Annotated in this window: 24 protein-coding genes; 20 read left to right on the top strand and 4 right to left on the bottom strand. The window is 37.7% G+C overall.

The genetic code is table 11. The annotated features are described in order from the left end of the window. Complete coding sequence (gene rnfB / locus ATZ99_RS09280; protein WP_068748954.1) at positions 1 to 990, top strand: RnfABCDGE type electron transport complex subunit B; 990 nt, start codon at positions 1 to 3, stop codon at positions 988 to 990. 73 nt (positions 991 to 1,063) lie between these two features. Here the strand turns inward: rnfB and ATZ99_RS09275 are convergent, their stop codons facing one another. The 4 genes from ATZ99_RS09275 to ATZ99_RS09260 form a co-directional block, all read right to left on the bottom strand. After that, positions 1,064 to 1,639: a manganese catalase family protein gene (locus tag ATZ99_RS09275; protein ID WP_068748953.1), complete on the bottom strand. Its 576-nt coding sequence runs from the start codon at positions 1,637 to 1,639 to the stop codon at positions 1,064 to 1,066. A gap of 12 nt (positions 1,640 to 1,651) precedes the next feature. Continuing rightward, positions 1,652 to 1,912, bottom strand: a complete 261-nt coding sequence (locus tag ATZ99_RS09270; RefSeq protein ID WP_245641363.1) for a spore coat protein CotJB — start codon at positions 1,910 to 1,912, stop codon at positions 1,652 to 1,654. Positions 1,913 to 1,932: 20 nt separating this feature from the next. After that, on the bottom strand, positions 1,933 to 2,097 hold the full coding sequence (locus ATZ99_RS09265; protein ID WP_245641362.1) for a spore coat associated protein CotJA: 165 nt from the start codon (positions 2,095 to 2,097) through the stop codon (positions 1,933 to 1,935). Between the two features lie 104 nt (positions 2,098 to 2,201). Then, positions 2,202 to 2,738: a biotin transporter BioY gene (locus ATZ99_RS09260; protein ID WP_068748952.1), complete on the bottom strand. Its 537-nt coding sequence runs from the start codon at positions 2,736 to 2,738 to the stop codon at positions 2,202 to 2,204. 193 nt (positions 2,739 to 2,931) lie between these two features. Here ATZ99_RS09260 and ATZ99_RS09255 point away from each other — a divergent pair, with 193 nt between their 5' ends. From ATZ99_RS09255 to ATZ99_RS09170, 19 genes are all read left to right on the top strand, one after another. Then, positions 2,932 to 3,147: a copper ion binding protein gene (locus ATZ99_RS09255; RefSeq protein WP_068748951.1), complete on the top strand. Its 216-nt coding sequence runs from the start codon at positions 2,932 to 2,934 to the stop codon at positions 3,145 to 3,147. Between the two features lie 3 nt (positions 3,148 to 3,150). Next, positions 3,151 to 3,318, top strand: coding sequence for a hypothetical protein (locus tag ATZ99_RS11885; RefSeq protein WP_157074748.1), 168 nt, complete (start codon positions 3,151 to 3,153; stop codon positions 3,316 to 3,318). Positions 3,319 to 3,435: 117 nt separating this feature from the next. Then, positions 3,436 to 3,816 carry a NusG domain II-containing protein gene (locus tag ATZ99_RS09250; RefSeq protein WP_068748950.1) on the top strand — a complete coding sequence of 127 codons (381 nt, stop codon included), beginning with the start codon at positions 3,436 to 3,438 and terminating at the stop codon, positions 3,814 to 3,816. Continuing rightward, positions 3,816 to 4,334 carry a Gx transporter family protein gene (locus ATZ99_RS09245; RefSeq protein WP_068748949.1) on the top strand — a complete coding sequence of 173 codons (519 nt, stop codon included), beginning with the start codon at positions 3,816 to 3,818 and terminating at the stop codon, positions 4,332 to 4,334. Before ATZ99_RS09250 ends, ATZ99_RS09245 begins: the two co-directional genes overlap by 1 nt. A 42-nt stretch (positions 4,335 to 4,376) precedes the next feature. Continuing rightward, a complete protein-coding gene (locus tag ATZ99_RS09240) occupies positions 4,377 to 4,625 on the top strand; it encodes a DUF4321 domain-containing protein (protein WP_068748948.1) in 249 nt (82 codons plus the stop codon). Positions 4,626 to 4,630: 5 nt separating this feature from the next. After that, a complete protein-coding gene (locus ATZ99_RS09235) occupies positions 4,631 to 5,209 on the top strand; it encodes a Maf family protein (protein WP_068748947.1) in 579 nt (192 codons plus the stop codon). 25 nt (positions 5,210 to 5,234) lie between these two features. After that, positions 5,235 to 5,927, top strand: coding sequence for a RadC family protein (radC, locus tag ATZ99_RS09230; protein ID WP_083947442.1), 693 nt, complete (start codon positions 5,235 to 5,237; stop codon positions 5,925 to 5,927). Between the two features lie 24 nt (positions 5,928 to 5,951). Next, positions 5,952 to 6,980 carry a rod shape-determining protein gene (locus ATZ99_RS09225; RefSeq protein WP_068748946.1) on the top strand — a complete coding sequence of 343 codons (1,029 nt, stop codon included), beginning with the start codon at positions 5,952 to 5,954 and terminating at the stop codon, positions 6,978 to 6,980. Between the two features lie 12 nt (positions 6,981 to 6,992). After that, positions 6,993 to 7,847, top strand: a complete 855-nt coding sequence (gene mreC / locus ATZ99_RS09220) for a rod shape-determining protein MreC (RefSeq protein ID WP_245641361.1) — start codon at positions 6,993 to 6,995, stop codon at positions 7,845 to 7,847. Positions 7,848 to 7,853: 6 nt separating this feature from the next. Continuing rightward, positions 7,854 to 8,354 (top strand): rod shape-determining protein MreD, encoded by a 501-nt coding sequence (gene mreD, locus ATZ99_RS09215; protein WP_068748944.1) that lies wholly within the window; start codon positions 7,854 to 7,856, stop codon positions 8,352 to 8,354. Positions 8,355 to 8,385: 31 nt separating this feature from the next. Then, positions 8,386 to 10,515 (top strand): penicillin-binding protein 2, encoded by a 2,130-nt coding sequence (gene mrdA, locus ATZ99_RS09210; protein ID WP_245641360.1) that lies wholly within the window; start codon positions 8,386 to 8,388, stop codon positions 10,513 to 10,515. Positions 10,516 to 10,626: 111 nt separating this feature from the next. Then, positions 10,627 to 11,280: a septum site-determining protein MinC gene (minC, locus tag ATZ99_RS09205; RefSeq protein ID WP_068748943.1), complete on the top strand. Its 654-nt coding sequence runs from the start codon at positions 10,627 to 10,629 to the stop codon at positions 11,278 to 11,280. Next, positions 11,268 to 12,074 carry a septum site-determining protein MinD gene (gene minD, locus ATZ99_RS09200; RefSeq protein ID WP_068748942.1) on the top strand — a complete coding sequence of 269 codons (807 nt, stop codon included), beginning with the start codon at positions 11,268 to 11,270 and terminating at the stop codon, positions 12,072 to 12,074. Before minC ends, minD begins: the two co-directional genes overlap by 13 nt. Before the next feature lie 15 nt (positions 12,075 to 12,089). After that, entirely contained in the window at positions 12,090 to 12,377 is a 288-nt protein-coding gene (gene minE / locus ATZ99_RS09195) for a cell division topological specificity factor MinE (RefSeq protein WP_068748941.1), read from the top strand. A gap of 99 nt (positions 12,378 to 12,476) precedes the next feature. Then, positions 12,477 to 13,574, top strand: a complete 1,098-nt coding sequence (gene rodA / locus ATZ99_RS09190; RefSeq protein WP_083947441.1) for a rod shape-determining protein RodA — start codon at positions 12,477 to 12,479, stop codon at positions 13,572 to 13,574. 91 nt (positions 13,575 to 13,665) lie between these two features. Then, positions 13,666 to 14,331, top strand: a complete 666-nt coding sequence (locus tag ATZ99_RS09185; protein WP_068748940.1) for a M23 family metallopeptidase — start codon at positions 13,666 to 13,668, stop codon at positions 14,329 to 14,331. Positions 14,332 to 14,354: 23 nt separating this feature from the next. After that, on the top strand, positions 14,355 to 15,239 hold the full coding sequence (locus ATZ99_RS09180; protein WP_068748939.1) for a site-2 protease family protein: 885 nt from the start codon (positions 14,355 to 14,357) through the stop codon (positions 15,237 to 15,239). Between the two features lie 40 nt (positions 15,240 to 15,279). Beyond that, entirely contained in the window at positions 15,280 to 17,127 is a 1,848-nt protein-coding gene (locus ATZ99_RS09175) for a TIGR03960 family B12-binding radical SAM protein (RefSeq protein ID WP_068748938.1), read from the top strand. Then, positions 17,117 to 17,794 (top strand): TIGR03936 family radical SAM-associated protein, encoded by a 678-nt coding sequence (locus ATZ99_RS09170; RefSeq protein WP_068748937.1) that lies wholly within the window; start codon positions 17,117 to 17,119, stop codon positions 17,792 to 17,794. Before ATZ99_RS09175 ends, ATZ99_RS09170 begins: the two co-directional genes overlap by 11 nt.

Below are 17,794 nucleotides of genomic sequence, written 5' to 3'. Positions count from 1 at the left end.
ATGGCCAACTTAATAGCTCTGGCAATGATAAGCATGGGTGGACTTGGCCTCGTGCTGGGAAGCGGACTGGTAATTGCTTCAAAGAAATTTGCCGTTGAAACCGATCCCAAGGTGGACGAGATATTGGCCGCTTTACCGGGGGCAAACTGCGGTGCATGCGGATATCCAGGATGTTCGGGTCTGGCAAAAGCGATTGTCGAAGGAAAGGCTTCCGTAAGTGCTTGCGTCGTTGGGGGACCAAAAGTTGCTGCAAAAATAGCGGATATTATGGGAGTGAAAGCTGAAGGCGAAACAAAGGATAAAAAAGTAGCACGGGTGTTATGCCAAGGAAATGCCAATAATGCGAAATTTAAATCCGAGTATTTCGGAATAAAGACCTGTAGGGCAGCTTCCCTGGTGAACGGAGGTCCTAAAGCCTGTACCTTTGCATGTATCGGTTTTGGAGACTGTGAAAAGGTATGCCCGGTAGGAGCAATAAATATGTCGGAAGATGGTCTGCCCGTTATAGATGAGGAAAAATGCACAGGATGCGGGCTTTGTGTAAAAGCCTGTCCTAAAATGGTGATTGCTCTTTCACCCTTAAAAAATGAAGTGCACGTAAGATGCAGGGCTACGATGAAAGGCAAAGATACAAAAGATGTATGCAAAGTAGGATGTATCGCCTGCAAGCAATGTGAAAAAGTCTGTCCGTTTGATGCAATACATGTGGTTAACAATGTAGCGGTGATTGATTATGAAAAATGTACAAATTGTATGCTTTGCGTAGAAAAATGTCCTACAAAAATTATCACTGCAAAGTTTGATAAAAGGAAAAAAGCGGAAATAACCGATGCTTGCATAGGTTGTACTATTTGTGCCAAGAATTGTCCTGTAAATGCAATAACCGGGGAAATAAAAAAGAAACATGAGGTACAAACGGACCTTTGCATTGGTTGCGGTGTTTGCGCAGAAAAATGTCCTAAAAAAGCTATAAAAATGGAAAGGAATTAGCATTTAAAAAAAGCCTTAAAGGGAAATTTAGTAATTTCCCTTTAAGGCTTTTAAAATTAGGTCTTTTTGACTTTTAGTAGAATATGTGTTTATGCTGATAGTGTTCCTGTACCAGCATAAGCACTTCGCCAAATCTCTGGAAATGAACTACTTCCCTTTCTCTTAAAAAGGACAGTGCAGCAATTACACCGGCGTCATTGGTCAGAGTAATTAACTTTTCATATGTTGTTCTTGCCTTTTGCTCTGCAGCTAAATCCTCATGAAGGTCAGCGATGGGATCCCCGGTGGAGGCAATATACGCTGCTGTGAAGGGAACGCCCGCAGCGTCGTGGGGGTAAAGAGCGTTGTCGTGTTGGGCGAAATGATCGCCCAATCCGGCGTTTCTCATCTGTTCGGGCGTAGCACCGCAGGTTAATTTATATATTAAAGTGCCTATAATTTCCCAGTGTGCCAGTTCTTCTGTACCTATATCGGTTAAAAGGGCTTTTGCCTGAGGTATTGGCATGGTATATCTTTGTGTAAGGTACCTTACCGCCGCAGCAAGCTCGCTATCAGGTCCTCCGTACTGGGCAAATAAAAATTTGGCCATTCCCAGGTCGGTTCTGCTTACATTTGCTGGGTACTGCAATTTCTTTTCATAGTACCACATTCCTGTTCCCTCCTAATATTCAATTTCCCAGGGCCAGGGGGAATTAATATATTTATAGGGGTACGGGCTAATGCTGTCAAGCCTCATCGGTCCGTAAGTTGATTCGTATTCATTTTTTAATTGATAGGATAATCTAACATATTTATTATGATCTTCAATGGCTCTCCTTTCATCCGGATGGGTATCCAGAAAGAGAGAAAGTTCCCATACGGCGAAGTCCACGGCCATAATATTTTTTAATTTATCTACCATATCTTTATTATGATGGGACATAATGTTTTACCTCCTTTTATTTATTCTTGAAAAGTTTGAGGTGGAAAAGGTCTGTAAAGCTCTGGAAATAAAGTGCCGTTTCTGAGAGCGGTTCTAATTTCAAAGGTTTCACCGTACATTTGCATGAGGATATATACCTGGGCAAGCTTTATATCTATATAAAAACCCTTCTTGCTTTCCGACATTATTATCTACCTCCAGGAATTTATTTTTTTGCGATATTATAATATGATTATTATATGCAGGTGGTGAAAGGCAAAAAAAAAAGCCCGAAAGGGCTTATAAATTATTACATAATCTTTTCTAAAGGTTTTTTTAATTGAAAATATAAATAGCTTGCAATTACTGCTTTTATAATATCACCGGGAATAAAAGGAAAAAGACCTACTGCGATAGCCTTATTTAAAGATAAATGCGTAACAAAAGCTAAATAGGGAACCCCGATAAAATATATAAAAAATACTCCAAAAATAAGATTTAAAAATAAGTTACGAAGGAAATTATTCGAGGTTTTTTTAAAAGTGGAAATAAAAAATGCTGCGAAGGGCCAGCTGAGAAGATACCCCCCGCTGGGACCTAAAATTACGTTAAGTCCGGCTCTCCCACCTGCAAAAACAGGTACCCCCGCAGCACCCAAAAGAAGATATATAAGCATGCTTAGAAAAGCTGAAGATGGTGAAAGCATTAAACCGGCAAGCATGACTGCGAAGGTTTGAAGGGTAATGGGAACCGGGCTGAAAGGTAGAGGAATTTTTATGTAGCTAACTACCACCATTATGGAGGTAAAAAGAGAGATAAAAATTAGATCCTTAGTTCTTATACTCATGGCCCACCTCACAAAATTGTTTTTTTCTTTAATTATATTTGTTCATGGGGAAATTGTCAACCAATAATAAAAAATAGTTAACATATTGGTTGTGACCTTTTGAATAAAATATGATTTTATATTTATAACTTTTTATATTGCCTCATGAATTTAACATCCTTGGGGGAAAAATAAAAAACAGGAGGGGATTCAAATGAAAAATGAAATTACTTTGAAAGTATCGGGGATGTCCTGTAACCATTGCAAACATGCCGTAGAATCGGCCTTAAAAAAATTGGCCGGTGTGATTTCTGCGGAAGCCTTTGTAAAGGAAGGAAAGGTTGCAGTTTCTTTTGATAGTGACCTGGTAGATAAGAGAGACATAATTCGGACCATTGAAGAGACGGGTTATGATGTCGAAGGTGAGTAAATTATGAAAAATAAGAGGGCTGGAAAAGGAAGTTTCTTCTTAGGAAGATATTTCAGAAACGGGGAAAATATGGTAGGTCATCTTTCAAATAAAACCACGAGACTTGCCCTCTTTTTGGAAAAAAAAGCTTACTTAGATAAAAAAAGAAATGAAAATGAAGATAAAAGGTGAACTTAACGGATCTTACAGGATTTTGTAAGATCCTTTTTTATTGGGACAAAACATATGTATACCTCTTGTCTTAAATTTTACAAAGTGTTACACTAATTTATGTTAAGGTGGGATGTTATGTTTACGAAAGGTGATAAAATATTAATTGCCGTTGTTTTGTTTTTTTCAGTTTTTACATTAATTATTTTTTATACCTACGGGATGGATAATAACCCGACCTATGCAGTCATAGAGGTTAATGGGAAATTCTTTCAGAAAATTTCCTTGGGGAGCAATGGCCCGCAATTAAAGGTTGAAGTACCCGGAATTATGGGTGTCAGCGTAGTAGAAATAGATAAAAACCGCGTGAGGATGCTGGAATCACCCTGCAAGGACCAACTATGCGTTCAACAGGGCTGGATTGAAAAAGGCGGGGAAATGATAGTCTGTCTTCCGAATAGGGTGGTTGTGAAGGTTTTAAAGGAAAAAAAAGATGATATGGATGGGGTTAGTTTTTGATGATGAAGTACAGTAAACTCGTATATTTATCTCTTTTTGTTACCTTCGGAATAACTCTTCATATCGTTGAAAGTTCAATTCCGGTACCGGTGCCAATTCCGGGAGCAAAATTGGGCCTTGCGAATATAATGGCGTTAATAGCAATTTTAATTTTTGGAACCAAAGAAGGTTTAATAGTCAATGTTTTAAGATGTATCATAGGTTCAACACTTTACGGTTCTATGTCAAGCCTTATATATAGTCTTTCGGGTGCTGTAGTGGCTACATTGATAATGGGTATATTTTACAGTTATTGCAATAGTGTTTTTAGCCCAATTGGTATAAGCGTTCTCGGCGGGATTTTTCATAATGTCACTCAGCTAACGGTAGCGATGATAATATTAAAAACCGGGGGACTTTATGTATATCTTCCCCACCTTTTACTAACTGGACTTGTTACCGGTATATTTACCGGAATCCTGGCATTCTTTGTAGAGAAAAATTTAAGGGGCATTCTGAAAAAAATGAAGTACTTTTAGATTTGATCAAAAACCTTTTAAAAATATTTTGGGGTGAAAAAAATGAAGAAGAGTAATCGAAGCATACTGCTTCTGGTAATAATATTAATAACTGGTGCAATTTGTGGGAATTTAATTGGAGAGAGCTTAAAAACAAAATTGCAGATTCTTTCTTATGGAGTAAAAATGGGTTTAAACCCGACCAAGCTTGATTTGGGAGTTTTTAATTTTACTTTTGGTTTTTCCATGAATTTGAATATAGCCGGGGTCGTAGGCATTATTCTGGCATTATTATTATATCAAAGGATGTAAAATCTATGGACAAGAAATTGGTTCTTGCATCTTCATCACCCAGGAGAATTGAATTATTAAAACAAATTGGATTTGACTTTGAAGTAATTCCCGCCCATATTGAAGAAGAAAAAGTTATAAATTTAAATCCCGATGAATTGGTGAAAAAAATTGCTGTAGAGAAGGTAATAAGTGTATCCAGGAAAGTAAGGAATAGCATAGTTATCGGTGCGGATACTTTGGTATATGCGGAAAATAAAATCTTAGGCAAGCCCGGGACGGAAAAAGAAGCTTTGGATATGCTGTTATTGTTGAGCAACAAATGGCATAAGGTTTACAGCGGGATAGCTGTTCTTGACACGGAAACTCAAAAGCTAATAGTAGATGTAGAAGAATCCAGTGTAAAATTTAAAGGCATATCCGAGAAAGAAGCCAGAAATTACATACAAACCGGTGAACCAATGGATAAAGCTGGCGCTTATGCCATACAGGGCAGAGGTGCTGTCTTTATAGAAAGAATTGAAGGATGTTATTATAATATTGTTGGATTGCCTTTGTTTAAATTGGTAAAACTGTTAGAGCAATTTAATGTATACGTATTTTGATTTTAAAGTTTTAAGGAGGTTCTAAGTGAAAACGGTAAAAATAAAGGATTTACCCGAAGAACAAAGACCAAGAGAAAGAATGTGGACCTTAGGCGCAGAAGCATTAAATGATGCGGAACTTTTGGCATTAATTTTGGGAACCGGGACAAAATCGGAATCTGCTCTCATGCTTGCTCAAAGGCTGTTAAAAGGGGATGGGGGGAAAAAAGGGCTTGAATATATATATAATGCCAGTTTAGAAGAACTTTCAAACCTGAAAGGAATAGGCGCTGCTAAAGCGGTTAAAATAAAAGCAGCAGTAGAAATGGGGCGAAGGATAGCCTCAAATTATGGCGTAAAAAAAATTGTTATAAATTCTCCAAAAGATGTAGAAAATTTATTAAAGGAAGAGATGCGGGTTTTAGAAAAAGAACATTTTAGAGTAATTTTGCTGGATACTAAAAACAAGGTAATCTCTGTTGAGGAAATTTCCATAGGGACATTGGATTCTTCTATTGTGCACCCGCGGGAAGTATTTAAACCCGCGATTAAAAGAAGTAGCTCTTCAATTATATTGGTTCACAATCATCCAAGCGGTGATCCCTACCCGAGTAAAGAGGATATAGTTATTACAAAAAGACTCTGCGAAGCGGGAAAGTTACTGGGGATTCATGTTGTCGATCACATAATAATTGGAAATTCTTCCTTTAGCTTTAAGGCAAATGGATTATTAGAATAGAACCACCGGAAAGGAGATAACAAAATGTTACCATTTTTTAAAGCTTTCTCGAAAGATATAGGGATAGACTTAGGTACCGCAAATACCCTTGTGCATGTACGGGGGAAAGGAATTGTGCTCCGAGAACCTTCGGTAGTTGCGATCCAGAGGGATACGGGGGCCATATTAGCGGTAGGCGAAGAGGCAAAACAGATGATAGGAAGGACGCCAGGCAATATCGTGGCAATAAGGCCTTTAAAAGATGGTGTTATTGCTGATTTTGATGTAACCCAGGCGATGTTAAAACATTTTATTTCAAAAGCTTTAAGGGCAAAAGGGGTAGTAAAACCGAGGGTAGTGGTAGGTATCCCTTCCGGCGTGACGGAAGTAGAGAAAAGAGCCGTAATAGATGCTACACTGCAGGCGGGAGCCCGGGAAGCTTACCTTATTGAGGAACCCATGGCAGCAGCTATAGGAGCGGGGCTTGAAGTTCACGAGCCTACGGGAAATATGGTGGTCGACATAGGTGGCGGCACTACAGAAGTAGCGATAATTTCATTGGGAGGAATAGTTACAAGCAGATCTATCCGCATAGGCGGTGATGAAATGGATGAAGCAATAGTTAATTATATCAAAAAAGAATACAATCTTATGATCGGCGAAAGAACGGCAGAAGATATAAAGATAAAAATGGGGTCTGCATACCCTAAGACCGAGGAGGAAACCGCGGAGGTAAAAGGAAGGGATTTGATTACCGGTCTTCCAAAAACAATTACAGTTACTTCCAAGGAAATTAGGGAGGCTTTAAAAGAGCCGGTCAACAGCATCGTTGAAGCTATTAAAGTTACCTTAGAGAAAACTCCCCCGGAACTGGCTGCAGACATTATGGACAGGGGAATTGTAATGACCGGAGGCGGTTCATTGCTCTATGGTCTCGATAAACTTGTAAATGAAGAAACGGGCATGCCGGTACATTTAGCAGAAAACCCCTTAGATTGTGTTGCTCTTGGTACGGGCAAGGTTCTGGAAGAAATAGATTTATTAAAGAGAGTTCTCGTTTCACCCAAAAGATAATCGATAAAGGGTGTGATTTTTTTGCTTGGCCTCTTAAAAAAAAGACAATTTTGGTATATCGTGCTGGTGATTTTTTTAATTACTTTGACCTACAGGTTAACCTATACCCATGAAGAAATATTTAATCAAATAGAACGGCCATTTCTGGCCGTCTTTTCTCCTATTAGCGACTTTTTCAGCAGTATGGTAAATTATTTTGCCGGAAAAGTTACTTCAATAAAAGATATTTTTTATTTAAAAAGCCAGAACGAGCTTTTAAAAAAGAAAGTAGATGAGCTTAGTCCCTATCAGAAAATGTATTACGAGTTAAAAACCGAAAATGAAAAATTGAGGAGAATGCTGGATTTAAAGGAGAGGAGTTATGATTATAATTTAGAAGCAGCGGAGGTCATCGGAAGAGACCCGAGTAATTGGTTTAATATTCTGATAATTGACAAAGGTACAAATAGCGGTGTTAGTAAAAATATGGCTGTAATTTCTGAAGATGGACTTGTAGGGTATACCATAGATGTGGGTAAGAACTGGGCCAAGGTGCTGGTGATAACCGATAATAGAAGTTCGATAAGTGCCATGATTCAAAGAACAAGAGATAACGGTGTTGTAAAAGGAAGTGTGGCACCTGCACCTCCCGGGTATCTTAAAATGGTGTATTTACCCATGGATGCTTCTGTGGTTAATGGAGATGTAGTTGTATCCTCGGGATTAGGCGGTATAGCCCCAAAGGGAATAATTATCGGTAAGGTTGAAGAGGTTAAAAAGGAATCGGATAATTTAATGAAATTTGCGATTGTAAAACCCGCTGTAGATTTTAATAAATTGGAGTACGTTTTTGTTATTAAGAATTTTTCATATGCCGGCAGGGAGTGAATCCGATTGAGATATGTATTTTATCTGATTATAATGACCTTTGTTTTAGTAATTCAATCTTCAATAAGCCCTTACATAAAAATTGGCGGAGTAAATCCCGATTTTTTTTTAATAATGCTTTTAAGTTATTCTATTATTAAAGGACCGGAAAGGGGATCCTTTTACGGGTTATCCGGCGGATTGATAGAAGATTTAATGTTCGGTAGGTTCATCGGGCTAAATTCTTTAACAAAGTTTTTAACATGCTATATAACGGGCTGGGGAACCAAAAATCTTTTTAAAGGCCCTGCCGTATTTACAATTTTATTCGTTTTCATAGGTAGCTTAATTTATAATTTGCTTTTTTTGCTTGCTAATTATATATTTATTCCTTCCTTTCAAAGGGGAAATATTTTCACCTTCTTTATTTATACAGCAATTGTTAATGCAATTTTTGCTCCAATAGTGTATAATTTTGTGTACAAAATAGAACATTTTTTCGATTATTATTTTAATATCAAGTATTAATTATTTACTCCATAGATCGAGGGGAAAAAAAGTGGTAAGTACAAAAAATAAGAACTTAAAAAGGATGGAAAAACGGATTTATATAATGACCTGGCTGTTGCTTTTTATTTTTTTATTTTTAAGCAGTGGTCTTTTTTTACTGCAGGTAGTTAAAGGCTCGGATTACGAAAAAATGGCTGAAGAAAATAGAATAAGAATAATACCCGTTACCGCACCAAGAGGAATCTTCAAAGACAGGAACGGTCGGATCCTTGTAAATAATAAACCCAGTTTTACGGTTTCTTATACCAACGTAAAATCCACTGAAAAAGAACGGGATGAGGTATTTAAAGAATTAAGTGAAATTCTAAACATGCCTTTGATCACCCATGTGGTTAATGAACAGTATACTGTTAATGATAAAAACGAAGTAGTTCTGGACAAACTCCCCTTAGTGGATTCGAATTCGGATGGAAAGGTTGACGAAAAGGATATAAAAATAATTTATCAGGATACGGGTAGCTATATTTCTCCCGCCAAAATGGAGCTGGATAAGGGAAAATTGTATTTTGATGGCAGCGTAAAACCCGGAACCAGCCTTCTGATTTCCTACAGCTATAATACTTTTAAAAACAAAATACGAGATCTGGGCTATAAAAAATATATGCCCATCCGCCTTAAAACCAATGTGGATTTTGAAACCGTAGCAAGAATTGAAGAAAAAAGGCTTCCGGGAGTTGTAGTAGAAGTGGAGCCGATAAGAAACTACATTTACGGAAGCGAGGCAGCTCACATCTTTGGGTACGTAGGAGAAATCAGTAAAAATGAATTAGAAGCACTAAAGGACAAAGGTTACAGGGCAGGAGACCTGGTGGGGAAAATGGGATTAGAAAAGGTTTTAGAACCCTATCTAAAAGGTACTAATGGAGGAAAGCAGGTCGAAGTAAACGCTTTTGGGAAACCGATAAAAGTTCTGGGAGAAATACCTCCTGTTCCCGGTGATACAATAATTTTAACTATTGATTCTGAATTACAAAGGGTTGCGGAAAAGGCGCTTCAGGACCAGCTATTAAAACTGCAAACCGATAAAATTAAACCCTTCCCAAATGCCAAGAGAGGCGCGGTAGTTGTTTTGAACGTTAAGACGGGTGAAGTTTTAGCAATGGCAAGCGTGCCGAGCTTTGACCCAAACATGTTTGCCCGGGGCCTCACTGCAAAAGAATGGGAAGATCTTTCAAATAACCCGCTTAAACCGCTGGTGAATATCGCAATTTCGGAAACCTATCCGCCCGGTTCGGTCTTCAAAATGATTACTGCTATCGCCGCTCTGGAAAACAATATTACAAATGAGAAGGAGACCATATACGATAGAGGTGTTTACTGGACTATTCTGCCGAAAAAAGACTGGAAGCCCGGCGGTCACGGTGTGGTGAATATGATAAAAGCAATTGCAGAGTCCTGCAATATATACTTTTTTGAAATGGGAAGAAGATTGGGAATTGATCTAATAGAAAAATATGCAAAAATGTTCGGTTTAGGGCAGATTACTGGGATTGAACTTCCAGGAGAAAAGGCAGGTGTAGTAGCCAGCCGGGAGTATAAAGAAAAAACTTTTAAAAAGGCCGAGGACAAGATCTGGTACCCCGCGGAAACCTTAGATGCAGCTATTGGTCAGGGTTACCATCAGTTTACGCCGCTACAAATTGCCTGTTATATTTCGGCTATTGCCAATGAAGGTTACTGGATGAAGCCTTATATTATTAAGTCCATAGTAGATGCTAATGGTAGAACTGTTTTTGATAGCAAACCCGAAATTGCAGGGAAAGTAAATGTTTCCAAGAAAACCTTTGAAATAGTGAAGCAGGGGATGAGGGGAGTTGTATCCCCGGGAGGAACTGCCTACGGAGTATTTTCCAATTTCCCAATACCGATAGCGGCAAAAACAGGTACCGCTCAATGGGATCTTAAAAAAGCCCCCCACGGATGGTTCGTCACCTTTGCTCCTTATGATAATCCCGAGATAGCCATTGCTGTTTTCATTGAACAGGCAGGATCGGGAGGAAGCACCGGCGGCCCGGTAGCCAGGGCAATCCTGGAAGAATACTTTCATTTGAATAGTAACGCTGATGCCGTAGAAAACGGTGATTCTAATGTAAATCAAAGAGGGCCGCTTCAACCGTGAAAAAACCGGAATCTTTACAGATTCTGGTTTTTTTTACTGTAAAAGAAGGAATTAAAAGTTTTTTGAAGAATATTGATAAAAAGATGTTCCTTAAAATTCGGAGGGAAGAAAATGAATCGTGAGCCGGTGGCAATAAAGGGAACAAGAGATGGACTTGCAATAATTTTATATAAGAACACAGAGTTTGAAAAAGCAAAAAATGCCATCTATGAAAAATTAAAAAAAAGTGGGGAGTTTTTCAAAGGTGCTAAAGCAAGGGTGTTTATAAAAGAGGGAGTATTGGAAAAAAAAGAATTGGAAGATTTAGAAAAATTGCTGAACGATTTTGGTATAAGCCTGAAAAAAGAAGCATTTTTAAAAGCAATGCCTTTGCCCACCCATTTTACCACCACTACATTATACCTCAAAAAAACCATCCGTTCAGGGCAAAGGATAAGTTATGGAGGCAACATCGTCATACTGGGAGATGTAAATCCCGGCAGTGAAGTTCTGGCGGGGGGAGATATAATAGTTCTTGGAGCTTTGAGGGGACTTGCCCATGCAGGGTATAAAGGTAACCGAGCTGCAATTGTCGCTGCCAACAAACTGCTACCTACTCAGCTGAGGATTGCCGATGTAATTGCAAGACCTCCTGATGAAAAACACGAGTCTTCCAGGGTCCCCGAAATAGCACGCCTTAAGGAGGATACTATTATTATCGAACCTTATTACAATATTTTAGAAAATAATAAACCAAAACAGGAGGGGAACAAATGGGTCAGGTAATAGTTATTACATCGGGAAAAGGTGGAGTTGGAAAAACTACGGCTACTGCAAATATTGGTACCGGACTTGCCCATCTCATGAGAAAAAGGGTAGTTATGATAGATACGGATATAGGTTTGAGGAACCTGGATGTGGTAATGGGATTGGAAAACAGGATCGTTTACGATATTGTTGACGTGGTTAATGGTGAATGTCGATTAAAACAGGCCTTAATAAGGGATAAACGTTTTGATAATTTGTATTTGTTGCCCGCTGCTCAGACAAAGGACAAGACCGCCGTCAGCCCTGAACAAATGAAGAAATTATGCGAACAGCTGAAGGAGGATTTCGATTATATTCTTATTGACTCACCTGCCGGTATTGAACAGGGTTTTAAAAATGCAATTGCAGGAGCGGAAAAGGCTTTTGTTATAACAACACCCGAAGTTTCGGCTGTAAGGGATGCGGATAGGGTTATTGGGCTCCTGGAAGCAGCTGGGTTTGAAGAGCCTAAATTGATAATAAACAGAATACGGCCGGAAATGGTAAAAAAAGGAGACATGATGGATATCAATGATATATTAGACATTTTGGCTATTGGCCTTTTGGGAGTAATTCCCGAAGATGAAAAAATAGTGGTATCTACCAACCGGGGAGAGCCGGCGGTAGTGGATGAAATGTCAAAAGCAGGACAGGCTTACAGAAATATTACCAGGAGAATAGAAGGAGAAGATGTACCTCTCATGTCCTTAGATGTAGAACCGTCATTGTTCGAGAAAATTAAAATGTTTTTCGGACTTAAATCAAAAAGATAAAAAGGGGGGGAAATTATGGATTTCTTCAAATTTTTCTCAAGAGAAGATGTGGCCAGTAAAGAGATCGCCAAAGAGAGATTAAAGCTCATCCTGGTGCATGACAGGGCTAATGTCTCACCAAAATTTTTGGAAATGATTAAGAGCCAGCTTATAAACCTGATTTCGGATTACATCGAAGTGGAAGAAGAAGGGATGGAGGTAAAACTTACGAGAATAAAAAAGGATGAGGAAGAAGATACAACGGTTCCTGCTTTAGTGGCGAATATACCTATTAAAAGAATAAAAAATATTGCAAGAGTTTAAAATTACATAATATACCTGTAAAAATTCGTTTAAGCCCCCTTATTAGTCGATTTATTTTATGGTATAATGATTATCGAGTTTTTCGGGGGGCTTATAATTATGGATACGAGACTTTTGAAGAATTTAAATTTTAAAATGATCCTTATTGTATTTTTTATTTTTTTAATTAGCATTTTAGCTATAGCCAGCGCTTCGCATGCTAATAAACCTGACGGCACCTTGCGCTATGTTGTTTTGCAGAGTACCTGGTTTTTGGTTGGGCTTTTATGTTTGGCAATAGTGTTGATGATTGATTACCATACTATAGCTTCCCTTGCTCCTTATGTATATTTTGCAAATGTACTATTGCTAATAATTGTGTACGCTATCGGTAAAACTACAATGGGTGCTCAAAGGTGGATTCCTATAGGGCATTTTTCATTACAACCTTCGGAATTTGCAAAATTGGCAGTGATAGTTTCCCTTTCTAAACATTTAGAAAAGACCAAAGGTGTAAAAAATATAAAAGACTTAATATTTGTTTTTCTCCATGTGGGTGTTCCTTTGATCTTAATTTTAAAGCAACCGGACTTAGGTACTTCACTGGTGCTGCTGGCAATAATGTTCGGGCTCGTTTTTATTTCGGGTATAAATTTAAAGTTGTTTTTCGGAATTATAGGTGCGGGAATATTATCAATGCCCGTTTTGTGGGAATTTTTGCACGATTATCAGAAAAAAAGAATTCTGGTTTTTTTAAACCCTAATTTAGACCCCCTTGGAGCGGGTTACCACGTTATTCAATCAAAGATTGCCATTGGTTCCGGCAGAATACTGGGGAAAGGGCTATTCCAGGGAACGCAGAATCAATTGGATTTTATTCCCGAACAGCATACGGACTTTATATTTGCAGTAATAGGTGAAGAAATGGGGTTCATAGGCAGTTTGCTGCTCCTGATATTATTTATATTATTGATTTACAATGTACTTCAAATTGCACTAAAATCAAAGGATACCCTGGGAACCTTTATTGCAACCGGAGTAGCTTCAATGTGGACTTTTCAGATGCTTGTGAATATAGGAATGACCCTTGGGTTGATGCCGGTTACCGGAATTCCCCTTCCCTTTGTTAGCTACGGAGGTAGTTCTCTTATAATGAACATGATTGCATTGGGTTTGGTATTGAATGTTGGAATGAGAAGGCAAAAGATACTTTTTTAAGCAGGTATTACCTGCTTTTTTTATTTTGTAATAATTATTTTTTTGTTTAAATAGATATAATATATAAATTCTTTGCCGGGAGGTAATAAAAATGTGGGAAAAACCGCAAAGGAGGTTTTTGCAATATATATTAAATACGAGACAGGTTTTAATGGTAATAACTGTTATGGTGCTTTTACTTTTAATCAATAGATTAAGTCTTCCCTTTAAAGATCCGCTATTATCAAAAGCAAAATACTATACAAACTACGAATTTAACATTAATAATATTAATTTAAATAAATTAGTAAAAGCGGTCCAAACCTATGCCGAGACGAAAAATATTAAGGAATTGCTGAAAAAGGAAGTTGATTCCGGTAAATTAATATCTACTTTTGCACCACCGGTTCAAAACGGCAGAGTCACATCGGGGTTTGGACTAAGACTTCACCCGGTGGAAAAAATTTTAAAAGCCCACAATGGAGTGGATATTGAACAATCAGAAGGTACACCCGTACATGCCGTTCTGGATGGTGAGGTTATTTTTGTTGGAAAGGATGCCGAATTGGGTAATTACGTAAAAATATCTCACGAAGGCAATATGATAACCTTATATGCCCATTTGAAAGATGTATATGTTAAGACAAAGGATAAAGTCAAAAAAGGACAAATAATCGGTTCCGTTGGGCAGACGGGTATAGCCGAGAATCCGCATCTACACTTTGAAGTATGGAAAAACAACGAGCCTCAGGATCCCTTAAAATGGCTTAATTATTAGTTTAATAATTCAAGGGTGGAAAAATGCAGCCTTTAGATGTAGGAGTAATATTTAATATTAAAAGTATAAGAGTTAAAATTTCCATTTCCTTATTGTTTTTTTTTGGAATATCCTTTATTAGCCCCTATGCAAAGGAGTTTTGGGCTCTAATAATATCCCTTGGTATTCACGAATTAAGTCATATTATAGCTGCTGATGCTTTAATGGTTCGGGTCAGTGAAATAATTTTTCTCCCTATTGGAGGGAAAATAAAATTAGATAAAACAAAAAAAATTTCCTATATGGAAGAAATTATTTTGAGTATGGCCGGCCCTTTCGGTAATCTCTTAGCTTTTATCTTTTTGTTTGCTTTAAAGCAAAAATTACCCATGTGGGAAGAATATATCGATTTATTGGCTTCCAAACAACTATCCATAGCTTTGTTTAATTTATTACCGGCTTTTCCTCTCGACGGTGGAAGGATTTTTTTGATGTGGTTATTCCAGAATTTAAATATCATTATAGCCATTAATTTTGCAGCATTGGTAAGCCTGATAATTTCCTCAGCTTTGATTTTATTTGGAGCAATTCTCTATTTTTCCGGATTGCTTTCTCCCTTTTATTTTATTTTTGGCTTTTTTTTATTTCTGACAGCTCTGAAGGAGAAAAAAGACTTGCCCTTCATGGTAATTTACGACTTTTTTAATATAAAAAAAAGGTTTAGCGATAGTGATTTCTGGAAGGTTAAATATATAGCGGTAAAAGAAGAGTTCGTTATTAAGGATATACTTAAACTTGTGGATCCTAAAAGCTATATAATACTGGTGGTTATCGATGAACAGGGCAAAATTAGAAAATTCTTGACCGAGTCGGAAATATTTGACAATATGATTAAAAAAGGTTTAGACTTAAAAATAGGACAAATATAAAATAGTATGTTCAAAGAAAAAGGCAGGAGGAGAACGAAAATTGAACCTGGAAAAAAACTTAGATCGAATTCTACTTCGGGTTTCGAAACCAACGAGGTATACGGGGAATGAATTGAACTCTGTGAAAAAAGTTGAAGGTGAATTCAAGGTAAGAGTTGCCTTAGCTTTTCCCGATGTGTATGAAGTAGGTATGTCCCATTTAGGGTTAAGAATTCTTTATCATTTGTTGAACGAGAGAGAAGATGTTTTTGCAGAAAGAGTGTTTGCGCCGTGGGTGGATTTTGAAGAGCAAATGAGAAAAGAAAAAATTCCCCTTTTCAGTTTGGAGAGCAAAACCCCTTTAAAAAAGTTTGACTTTATAGGTTTTTCGCTTCAATACGAGATGAGCTATTCTAACATATTAAATATGCTCGAACTTTCCGGTATTCCCATAAAATCTAAGGACAGGAAGGATAACGACCCTTTAATAATGGCCGGTGGGCCCTGTGCATTTAATCCGGAACCTTTATCGGATATTATAGATTTTTTTGTTATTGGAGAGGCTGAAGAGGTTATCCACGAAATTATCGACCTTTACGTTTATAGCAGGAGTAAAAATAATTTTAACAGAACGGATTTTCTTTTAAAACTTGCCCGGATTGAGGGTATTTACGTTCCCTCTCTCTACGAACCCGTATACAATGAAAATGGTACATTAAAGGAAATAAAACCCCTTTATAAAAATCTTCCGTCAAAAATTAAAAAAAGGGTTGTTAAAGATTTAGATAAAGCTTATTATCCAACAAAAATAATCGTCCCTTATATGGATATTGTGCACGACAGGGCTGTACTTGAGATTTTTAGAGGTTGTACCAGGGGATGCAGGTTTTGCCAAGCAGGAATGATTTACAGGCCTGTCAGGGAAAAGAATGTAAAAACTTTACATAATCTTGCAAAAAGAATAATTGAAAATACCGGGTACGAAGAAGTTTCCCTGGCTTCGTTAAGTACCAGTGACTATTCTTCTTTAAGGGAATTGGTGGAGATTTTAACCGATGAATTCAGAGATTGTGCGGTAGGCCTTTCCCTACCTTCTTTGAGGATAGATTCTTTTACAATTGATATTGCAAAAAAGATACAGGAGATTAAAAAAACCGGTCTCACCTTTGCACCGGAAGCGGGAACGCAAAGGTTGAGGAATGTCATCAATAAAGGAGTTACAGAGGAAGATTTACTGTGCTCGGTAAGGGGGGCTTTTTTAGCTGGATGGAATAATGTAAAACTCTATTTTATGATTGGACTACCCACGGAAACTTATGAAGACTTAGCGGGCATTGCTGATCTGGCAAAAGGAGTGATAAGGGAATATCGGGAAATTAAAGGGAACACCAAAGGGGTCCAGGTAACCGTAAGTACCTCCGTCTTCGTGCCCAAGCCCTTTACACCCTTTCAATGGGAATCTCAAATACCGCTGCAGGAAGTGGAAAACCGCCAGAATTTCTTGAAGAAAAATTTAAAAGGCCCCGGAATAAATTACAACTGGCATGATAGATATCTAAGCTACTTAGAGGCCGTTTTTTCACGCGGCGACAGAAAACTGGGAGAGGTATTGATTAAGGCACATGAAAAAGGATGTAAGTTCGATGGATGGAATGAATTATTTTCTTTTGAAAAATGGATGGAGGCCTTTAAAGATGCAAAGATTGATCCCGATTTTTATGCATTGAGAGAAAGGGAAGAAAAAGAATTTTTCCCCTGGGAAATTATAGATCCCGGAATTGACAGGGAGTTTTTGTGGGAAGAACGTAAAAAGGCTTTCAGGGGAGAAATTACACCTGACTGCAGGTTTAATAGATGCAATAACTGCGGTATTTTAAAGCTAAGAAAGGGGATAAATTGTGGTATATAGAATCCGACTCGCAAAGGGGAGCGAAGTAAAATATATTTCTCAATTAGATTTTGCAAGAACCATTGAAAGGGCTTTAAGGAGAGCCAAACTCCGTGTGAAATACTCTAAAGGTTTCAATAAAAAACCGGTTATTACTTATGGCCCCGCCCTGACAATAGGCATTACCAGTGCTGCGGAGTACATTGATGTGGACTTTGAAGAGAATATTTCCGGAGATGATTTAAAAGAAAGGCTAAACTATGTACTGCCTGAGGGAATAAAAGTTTTGGGAACAAAAGAAAATAACGGATTAATACCCCTTTTTAAATTAAACCGTTCCGTCTTTACTTCGAAAATAATTTTTGACGATGTTATAGATAGAGAGTTATTAGAAAAAACCATAAAAGAAATCAGAGACGGTATGGAGATTTACGTCAAGAAAAGAACGCATAAAGAGGAGAAATTGGTGAATATAGCTCCATTAATACATAACGTCTTTTTAAGGGAATTTAATTTTAACGAAGCGACGGTAATTATGGAATTAAGCAGCGGTCAGGAAGGTAGTGCAAATCCTATCCATGTAATTCAAAAAATGGCTGAATATTTAAATTTAAATGACCTTGCTTTTTATGTTAATCGCGATGAAACCTATTTTCAGGAAGATGGGAACAGGATTTTCCCTATGTGA

Origin of the sequence: Thermovenabulum gondwanense, assembly GCF_001601575.1 — a bacterium.
Lineage (GTDB): Bacteria > Bacillota > Thermosediminibacteria > Thermosediminibacterales > Thermosediminibacteraceae > Thermovenabulum > Thermovenabulum gondwanense.
This window is presented reverse-complemented; position numbering and strand designations above follow the sequence as displayed.

Bases quoted from the DNA above. Each gene is read 5' to 3' on its own strand.
- rnfB (WP_068748954.1), top strand. From the start codon at position 1: ATGGCCAACTTAATAGCTCTGGCAATGATAAGCATGGGTGGACTTGGC.
- ATZ99_RS09275 (WP_068748953.1), bottom strand. From the start codon at position 1,639: ATGTGGTACTATGAAAAGAAATTGCAGTACCCAGCAAATGTAAGCAGA.
- ATZ99_RS09270 (WP_245641363.1), bottom strand. From the start codon at position 1,912: ATGTCCCATCATAATAAAGATATGGTAGATAAATTAAAAAATATTATG.
- ATZ99_RS09265 (WP_245641362.1), bottom strand. From the start codon at position 2,097: ATGTCGGAAAGCAAGAAGGGTTTTTATATAGATATAAAGCTTGCCCAG.
- ATZ99_RS09260 (WP_068748952.1), bottom strand. From the start codon at position 2,738: ATGAGTATAAGAACTAAGGATCTAATTTTTATCTCTCTTTTTACCTCC.
- ATZ99_RS09255 (WP_068748951.1), top strand. From the start codon at position 2,932: ATGAAAAATGAAATTACTTTGAAAGTATCGGGGATGTCCTGTAACCAT.
- ATZ99_RS11885 (WP_157074748.1), top strand. From the start codon at position 3,151: ATGAAAAATAAGAGGGCTGGAAAAGGAAGTTTCTTCTTAGGAAGATAT.
- ATZ99_RS09250 (WP_068748950.1), top strand. From the start codon at position 3,436: ATGTTTACGAAAGGTGATAAAATATTAATTGCCGTTGTTTTGTTTTTT.
- ATZ99_RS09245 (WP_068748949.1), top strand. From the start codon at position 3,816: ATGATGAAGTACAGTAAACTCGTATATTTATCTCTTTTTGTTACCTTC.
- ATZ99_RS09240 (WP_068748948.1), top strand. From the start codon at position 4,377: ATGAAGAAGAGTAATCGAAGCATACTGCTTCTGGTAATAATATTAATA.
- ATZ99_RS09235 (WP_068748947.1), top strand. From the start codon at position 4,631: ATGGACAAGAAATTGGTTCTTGCATCTTCATCACCCAGGAGAATTGAA.
- ATZ99_RS09225 (WP_068748946.1), top strand. From the start codon at position 5,952: ATGTTACCATTTTTTAAAGCTTTCTCGAAAGATATAGGGATAGACTTA.
- minC (WP_068748943.1), top strand. From the start codon at position 10,627: ATGAATCGTGAGCCGGTGGCAATAAAGGGAACAAGAGATGGACTTGCA.
- minD (WP_068748942.1), top strand. From the start codon at position 11,268: ATGGGTCAGGTAATAGTTATTACATCGGGAAAAGGTGGAGTTGGAAAA.
- minE (WP_068748941.1), top strand. From the start codon at position 12,090: ATGGATTTCTTCAAATTTTTCTCAAGAGAAGATGTGGCCAGTAAAGAG.
- rodA (WP_083947441.1), top strand. From the start codon at position 12,477: ATGGATACGAGACTTTTGAAGAATTTAAATTTTAAAATGATCCTTATT.
- ATZ99_RS09185 (WP_068748940.1), top strand. From the start codon at position 13,666: ATGTGGGAAAAACCGCAAAGGAGGTTTTTGCAATATATATTAAATACG.
- ATZ99_RS09180 (WP_068748939.1), top strand. From the start codon at position 14,355: ATGCAGCCTTTAGATGTAGGAGTAATATTTAATATTAAAAGTATAAGA.